Source organism: Bifidobacterium parmae, from assembly GCF_002860365.1.
GTDB classification, from domain to species: Bacteria; Actinomycetota; Actinomycetes; order Actinomycetales; family Bifidobacteriaceae; genus Bifidobacterium; species Bifidobacterium parmae.
In genome coordinates, this window is the sequence record NZ_NMWT01000026.1 from 1 (window position 1) to 8,243 (window position 8,243).

At 62.2% G+C, this 8,243-nt stretch carries 2 protein-coding genes; one reads left to right on the forward strand and one right to left on the reverse strand.

Going from position 1 to position 8,243, the window contains the following annotated elements; translation table 11 throughout:
* The coding region (locus Uis4E_RS08790; protein WP_133125437.1) for an InlB B-repeat-containing protein at window positions 1-6,010 on the reverse strand (6,010 nt) is incomplete at its 3' end.
* A gap of 202 nt (window positions 6,011-6,212) precedes the next feature.
* On the opposite strand from Uis4E_RS08790, the gene Uis4E_RS11735 reads away from it, so the two are divergent.
* A partial coding sequence (locus Uis4E_RS11735; protein WP_165784930.1) for a cell wall-binding repeat-containing protein occupies window positions 6,213-8,243 on the forward strand: 2,031 nt, incomplete at its 3' end.

Here is an 8,243-nt window from a genome sequence, read left to right on the forward strand (position 1 = left end):
TCGGCGCAGGCGGAACCTCCGTCCAATGCGCATACAAGGTGATGTTCCCCGTCACCGCCGAGCCGAAGCTGTNCTTCGCGCCGCCGGTCGCGGCCGTATACCAGCCATCGAACGTGTACCCGCTACGCGTCGGCACAGCCGGCTGGGACGCCGCCTTGCCCGACTCCACACGCTGCGTCTGCGGCGTAGGCGAACCACCACGCGCATCGAACGACACCATGTAGTACGTCGGCGCAGGCGGAACCTCCGTCCAATGCGCATACAAGGTGATGTTCCCCGTCACCGCCGAGCCGAAGCTGTACTTCGCGCCGCCGGTCGCGGCCGTATACCAGCCATCGAACGTGTACCCGCTACGCGTCGGCACAGCCGGCTGGGACGCCGCCTTGCCCGACTCCACACGCTGCGTCTGCGGCGTAGGCGAACCACCACGCGCATCGAACGACACCGTATAGTATGTGGGTTCAGGCGGTGCGGGCTTCTGGCCGGCCGTGTAGTTCACGGTGTAGTTGACATCGTCAAATGTGGAATCCTGATTACGGCCTTTGGTCATAATCTGCACGAACTTGGTCGATGCATCGGTCAATGCCGAATAATCGACATCCAACTCGTACTGGGCGTGCTCATGGAAACCGCCGGCAAACGCCTGGCCATCGGCACTATCGCCTGTGGTGTATCCGGCCCACGTGAGCGGGCCATCCATCGTGATGCGGATCTTCGCCGCACCGGTGATGGTCGCGCCGGCGAGATCCTTCCATGTACTGCCGCCGTCCGTCGAATACTGCATGCTGTAAGTCGCCTCCGGCTGGTCTTCGGTCACGGCCGCGTAGGCGTTCACGAGACCGGCGCCTCGGTATTCCTTGCCGTCGGTCGGCGCTTCCAGCTGACCGTACAGTTCGCGCGCCTGCTTCTTGAGCAGTGCGGTAATCTGCGACGGCGAATAGTCCGGGTGGATGGCCTTGAGCAGTGCGGCCACACCGGCCACGTGCGGCGACGCCATCGACGTGCCGCTGTAGACGCAAACCGGCCACGTGCTGAATCCGTTGCAGCTGGACATGATGTTCGAGCCCGGGGCCGCCACATCAATCGAATTCGCGCCATAGTTGGAGAACGACGAGCGGATCAGGTGATCGTTGGAATAGGCCTTCGTCTTCTCCACGGAGGAGACGGCGATCACCCCGTCCAACATGGCGGGCGTGACCACGCCCTTGCCTGCGGATTGCGCCGCGAGCGACGTGTCCGTACCGAGCCCGATGCCGTTCGACGATTGCAAGCCGAACGTGGACGACGAGGTCGAGCCGGAATCGCTGGTGGCGCCCGGACCGAATTCAGGCGCGTGGTACTCGTGCGAACGGTTGAGACCGTAGGTCTGCGTGGGCTGGAGGTTGTCGAGGTCGAGATCCTCGTTCATCGCGGAGGCCACGTTGACGACGCCCTGACCGGTGGCGTAGTCGACCGCGCGCTGGAGCACCTCGTAGCCGGCGGCGGCGACCGGGTCGCTGTCCGGGAAGTCCGGCGTGTAGTTGCCGAGGCTCGCGTTGGTCACGTCCATGTGCGCCGAGGCGGCCCACATGTATCCGCAGACCTCCTGCTCGGTCCACGTGGAGTTTTCACGCAGTACCTTGATGGAGGCGACCTTCGAGGTCGGCGAGACGCCGTCCACCCACTCGCCGTTGTTGGCGGCGGCGATGGTGCCTGCCACGTGCGTACCGTGGGTCTCACCATAATCCGCGTAGAACGCTTTCTTGTCACCCCACCACAGCGGTCGACCGGTTGCCGGATCCGTGCCCTGCTCCGGCACGCCGTTGACGACGCAGCTGACGGAACGGCTTGCGTCGATCTGGTCGGCGAGCTCTTGGTTGTTGCCGTAAATGCCGGTGTCGATCACGCCGACCAGCGTCGGACGCAACGGCACGTTCACCGAATGGGCCTTGTCGGCGCCGACAGCGCCGATGCCCCATGCATTGTCGGTGTCGGACTTCGGGTCGGAGTTGTAGTCGGACGCGGGGATGTCCGCCATGCTGGAGGAATCCCACACGGTGGCGGAGGCGACCTCACTGGAGGCGACGTCCGAGCTGCGCACCTCATCGGCGCGCAACGGCTCGTCGTCGTTGCGGGTGGGCGCCACCGAGTCCACGGGGATGTTGTTCCTCGCGGCCCACTGGGCGAAGTCGGTGCCGAACGTGGTGGTGCGCGCCTGCACGAAGAACGAGTCGAGCTGGTCATATCCCATGAGCAGGTACGCGTCCAATGCGCGCGCGCCCTGCTTGGCGCGGACCAGATCGTCGCTGGTGGCGGACTTCTTGAGGTTCACCACATAGTTCATGGGCGCTTCGCTGCTGTCGGCCACGTTGGAGGCCGTGCCGACGGTGGGCGCTGTCGTTCCCACGTAGATGTCGAACGTGGTCATGATGTTCGGGTCGTGCGCGAGCTTCACGTCGATGCTCTTGCGGCCCGAGGTCGTCATATCCGGCACGAGCACCGTGTATTCGCCCCTGTTCAGCGTGCGGGTCTCACCGTTGGAGAGCTTCGCCGTGAGGGTGAGCCCGCTGTAATCCGGGGTGTCGTTCAGCGCGTATTGGCGCTTGTTTGGCGGGGTCGCCACCACGATATCCGTAATCGAGACGGAACCATACTGCGCATACAGCGTGACCGTGCCGCTTTCCGCCAGCGATGCGACCGACTGCATCGGGCCGTATGCCGTGCCGGTGCCGTCGGCCTTCGTGTTCCAGCCGATGAAGGAGAGACCGGTCGGCGGCGTGAACGTGCTCTTGCGCAAGGCGGCCGGCTGATCGTAGGTCATCTGCTGGCTGGCCATCGTGCCTGAGCCGCCGTTCGCTTTGAATTGGACGGTATACGAGTTCGGCTCCCATTGGGCGTAAAGCGAGGACGACTCACCCTCCTGGGTCATTTTCTCATACCAATCGGAGACGGTTTGTCCGAGTGCGAAGCTATCTCCGCTGCCATCCGACTTGGTGTTCCACGATGCCAGATGGTATCCCTTGATGCTGTACCCGAACGTCGAAAGCAGCGTGATCGATTCATGGCGGCCAGCCTGTTTCTGTTCCGAATAATACCCGGCATGGGTGTCGTTCGCCATGAAATAGAGAGTGAGCTGTGCGATATCCCACTGCGCGTACAGCGTGGTGTCCGAGTCGAAGGATGCGGACGTGTATTGTGCATAGCTTTTCCCACTGCCATCCGACTCGGTGTTCCAACCGCTCATCGAATAGTCGTCTTTACTGAGATATCTGGTGGAGAGGCTCTGCGCAACTCCTTTGGCGAACACCTGTTCATATGTCGAGTGCCGACCATCATTGGGGACGAATCGGACCGTCACCAGCTTGGTGGAGGCTGGCACCACATGAATCGTGCGCGTGATGTAATTGGTGACATTGCCAGCACGATCGGAGACGCTATAGTTCAGGTGATAGTCGCCGATGGCGTTGACGTCGAATCCGCCGTCATCATCAACCTGAATACGCGAGGTGACGTCGCCGTCCTTATCGTCATACGCGTACAGTCCCTGCGTTATCGAGAAGGTCGTGTCCCCCTGATGTACCACGGTATCGCCACGTACGGTATCTTGCGGCGATATGAGGTCCTTCACCGTGACATGCAGTTTGGCGTCAAGCTGCGGATAGCCGTTCACCTCGCCCTTGTCGAAGGTCATCGACTGGCCCCATGTGAGCTTGTCGAGACCGGACTTCTGGATGCGTGTGGGATCCCAGAATGCCAGCGCCTGTACGCTGCTGCCGTCGGAGAAGCGTACGGTGGCGGTGCTCGGATAGTCTGCCCAAGTCCACCCCTTGCCGGCCTCGCCTTCGACCGTGTCCACACTCACCGGCGTGGCGCTGGTCCATTGTGCGTACAGGGTGAGACTGTCGCCGGTGTATCCGACGCTGCTGTCGGGCTCACCCAGCAGCTGATCGTTCATATAGCTGGTGCCGGTGCCATCCGGTTTGGTGTTCCAGCCGATAAATGTCTTGCCGTTGTTCTTGAACTGGTTGCCCTTCAACTGGACGCGGTCGTTGTATTCGAAGCGCTGCACGCCCATCTTGCCGGTGCCGCCGTTTGCATCATAGGTGACGGTACGCGGATCGCCCTTCCACAGGGCGGTCACGTAGACATTTTCGGTTACCGGCGTATTGAAGTCATAGGGTTCGTATTCGTAGGTGGAACCATAGCTGACATATCGGTACCAGCCTTGGAACTGGTAATCGGTTTTCACGGGGTCGGCCGGCTTGGTGGCCTTGTCGCCGCCAAGCACTTGCTGGGAGGGAGTACCATCCGCGTCGTTGAAATACACGGTGTACGTCTGCTGCGTCCACTGCGCGTACAGGTTCAGCACGTCGCCGGAGACCGGCTCGTTGCTCAGCGTCTCGCCGTCACCGTACCAGCCTTCGGTCGAATCGGACGTGGTCCACTTCTCGAACTTGTAGCCAGTACGCGTGAACGTGTTCTTGTTGAGCTGAGTGGCCGTGTCACGGCGCACGCGCTGGTCGGGCATCGTACCCTCACCGCCGTTCGCGTGGAACTTCACGGTGAGGTACTCGGACTGGTCGGCCTGCCATTCCACGTACAGGGTGATGGTCGCGCCATCCGTTGCAGTCAGGTTCGAGACCGACTGGCCGAGATCGTAATGCGTGCCGGTACCGTCGGCGCGAGTGTTCCAGCCGGCGGGCGTGTACCCGTCGCGATGAAGCCCCAGAGAGCCCGATCCGGCAAGATTCTGCGCCACATCATAGGTGAACGTCTGTTGGCCCGGCACGGTACCGCTGCCGCCGTTCGCCTTGTACTCCACCGTGTACGTGTGCGCGGTCCACTCCGCGGTCAGGTTCAGCACGTCGCCGGAGACCGGCTCGTTGCTCAACGTCTCACCGTCACCGTACCAGCCTTCCGTCGAATCGGACGTGGTCCACCGCTTGAACGAGTAGCCGGTGCGCGTGAACTGGTTCCTGTTGAGCGACGTGGCCGTGGTCCGGTCCACCACTTGGTCCGGCATGCTGCCGCTACCGCCGTTCGCGTTGAACTTCACGGTGTATGTGCTCGATGGTTCGGGCGTGTTCTGCGTCCAATGCGCGTACAGGGTGATGCTCTGCGTCACCGGAGTGCTGAAATCGTAGAGCGTGCCGCCGGTCTTGGCCGTATACCAACCGTCGAACGTGTAGCCGTCGCGAGTGGGGTCTTCCGGTTTGTTGGTGGTTCTTCCGCAAGGCAGCGCCTCCGCCGAGGAATAGCCCGAACCGTTTCCATCGTACGTCACTCCGCAGTACTTCGTCGGTTCCGACGTCTCGTACTGCTTCAGCGCGTCCTCGACGGTCTGGGTGGTACCGCGGCCGGAATTGTTGCCCACGTAGCCGATTTCGAGCACGGTGATGGTGGCACCATCCCAGTCGCCGCCACTCACCTTAGCCACGCCGATGCCGGCCACGTCGGCCAGCTTGCTCACTTCGGTCAGATAATGGCCGTACCCCTGTTCGCCGGTCTGCAGCTCCTCCGCCCAGCTGTCGATCGGATTATGCGAGGAATCGTAGTCCGGGTAGCCCATGGCGAGCGCCTCCGGGCCGAATATGTAGGTGCCGGACTGGTAGTACGGGGATTCGCCCAGATTGTACTTGGACTCCTCCGCCCAACTGGGAGCACCGTTGTACTCGTTGTCATGGTTGATGCCGCCCTGCGCCGCAAGCTCATCTGCGCGGGTCTGCGCCCACTTCATCAGATCCGAGTTGACTTTGAGCGCGGGCACCGGGTCGCCGGTCGCCGTGTCGGAGGCGATCATCGACGAGCTCACGCCGTTGGCGGAGGCGATCTGCGACGCCGTCAGTCCGGTGCGCCGCTTCGCTCGCAGCTCGTTGAGCTGCTTCATGTATTCCAATGCCTGCTTCACGTTCGCGTCATCCGACGCGGCGGCCATGGCGGACTGCGCGGTGACGCCCATGGTCAGACACATCGCCAACGTACTGACCACGGCGGCGACGACCATCATTGCCCGACGTACTACACTCATCATGTTCTTCTCTCATCCATGAATCGGTTGGTTCCGTATGCCGCACATGATACCCGCGCCCTTGCCCGTATCGCGGACGGAGTCCCGATGGACGGCACGCCGCGGGAGCGTAGAACCCACGGGTGCCGGCATGGGCGGGTATTACCATGATGATTACGCTCGGTTAGAAAGACGAGTGCGACTTCCGAAGAAGGAGGAGAATCTCATGCAACGCATAGGAAAGACCGTGGTGGCGTTCCTCGCCACCGTGGCGATGGCGCTGCCCATGGCGGGCGTCGCCACAACCGCGGTCGCTGCGGACGCCGCGAGCGGAGGCGTCAGCACCGCGGCGGCTACCGCGGACAGCTACCCCAAGGGCGCCTACATCACCATCGGCGGCACCCGCTATGACGACTTCGACCCCAGCAAGGGCGAGATCAATGATCCGACGACCGATATCGGCCAAATCTATCATCCAGATGATAGCGGCCTGTCCGGTAAAGTAAAACTCAACAATGTGCCTGCCGGCTGGACGTATGTCCATGCTTTTTTCATTGCAGGAGATGCAACATCGCAAGTCACTTATGCTCTCACTAATGGGACGAAAAACTATAGGTGGGATATTATCGGCGCGAATATCACTGGCATCGAACATTCGGTCGATGAACTTAACGGCCTGAAATTCACTATCAGTGGCGTCTCATGGTCGGACGGCAGCGCGACGAGTCGAACCGTGGACTTCCGCAATGGCGTGACGTATTCGATGCGTGGAGACGAAAACGCTTCTCCCGACAACAATACGGTTCCCTACGGATGGACCATCGGCAGCCCATTATATTCCGATGATTATTCCGTACTGACTTGGCCTGTCACATCCGATGACGACTCCAGCATTCAAGCCTCCGTTTCTTTTGCCAAGCCAAAATCCTGGACCGAGGAAGAAACCAAACAGGCCGATTGTCTGGTTTGGGCTCGGAATGGACAGATACCGACCGAGCCAGTCACGGTAGACACGAACTCAGAATGGACAATGGTCGCGCCAGCAAACTGCGATGCCAGCAAGCTCACACTCGGAATCAAAACTGGCAACGCAGGCTGGATGGATAAAAACTACAATCCGGTATCGGCGAGCGACCCCAACGCCTATTACTACTTCTTCGAAGTCGGAGGTAATGACAGCACATATATTGCTGCCATGAGTCTCACCAAGGGCGCTACCATAGACCCTCCATCGGTGCCGGCGCCGTCGCATGCTACGGTTTGGTTTGATTCGGTTGGTGGTTCGTCGGTGTCGTCGCAGTCTGTGGAGGTCGGCAAGCCGGTGTCCCGTCCTGCGGATCCGTCGCGTGACGGCTACGTGTTCGACGGCTGGTATACGGAGAGGACGGGCGGCGAGGAGTACGACTTCTCCGCCCCGGTGAACGGCAACGTCACCCTGTACGCGCACTGGACGAGGAAACAGGCCGAGAAGGGCGCGTTGAAGCGTCTTGCGGGCGCGACGCGTTATGAGACGATGGGCGCGGTGGTGTCGGCGGGGTTCCCGGGCCGGTCGGAGTACGTGGTGGTCGCGTCGGGCGATAACTTCCCGGACGCCTTGTCGGCCTCGTCCCTGGCGGGCGGGTTGAAGGCGCCGATCGTGCTGACGGGTTCGGGTGGTCTGAACGCGGTGGCGCGTGAGCGTGTCCGTGCGTCGGGCGCGAGCAAGGCGGTCGTGATCGGCAGCACGGTCGCCGTGAGCGCGGCGGCGGCCTCCGAGTTGCGGTCGATGGGCCTGTCGGTGGACCGCATCCAGGGGTCGAACCGCTACGACACGAACGTGGAGGTGTACAAGGCGGGCAGGCGTCTGGGCGTCGACTGGTCGGACAAGCTGATCGTCGCGACGGGCGAGGGCTATGCGGACGCCCTGTCGATCAGCTCGTACGCGTACAGGAACGCGGCGCCGATCCTGCTGGCGACCCCGACGTCGGGCCTGTCGGCGGACGCGGTGTCGGCCATCGGGTCGGGCTCGTTCTCGTCGGCGGTGATCGTCGGCAGCAACGTGGTCGTGTCGGATTGGGTGGATTTCGCCCAGCTGCCGGCCCTGGGCGTGGCTTCGGAGCGCGTGGCCGGTCCGACGCGCTATGAGACGAGCGCGAAGGTCGCGGAGTGGTGCGTGAAGCAGGGCATGGGCATGGACGGCGCGGTGTTCGCGTCGGGCGAGGGGTTCGCGGACGCCTTGGCGGCGGGTCCTCTGGCGGGCAGGTCGAACGCGGCGCTG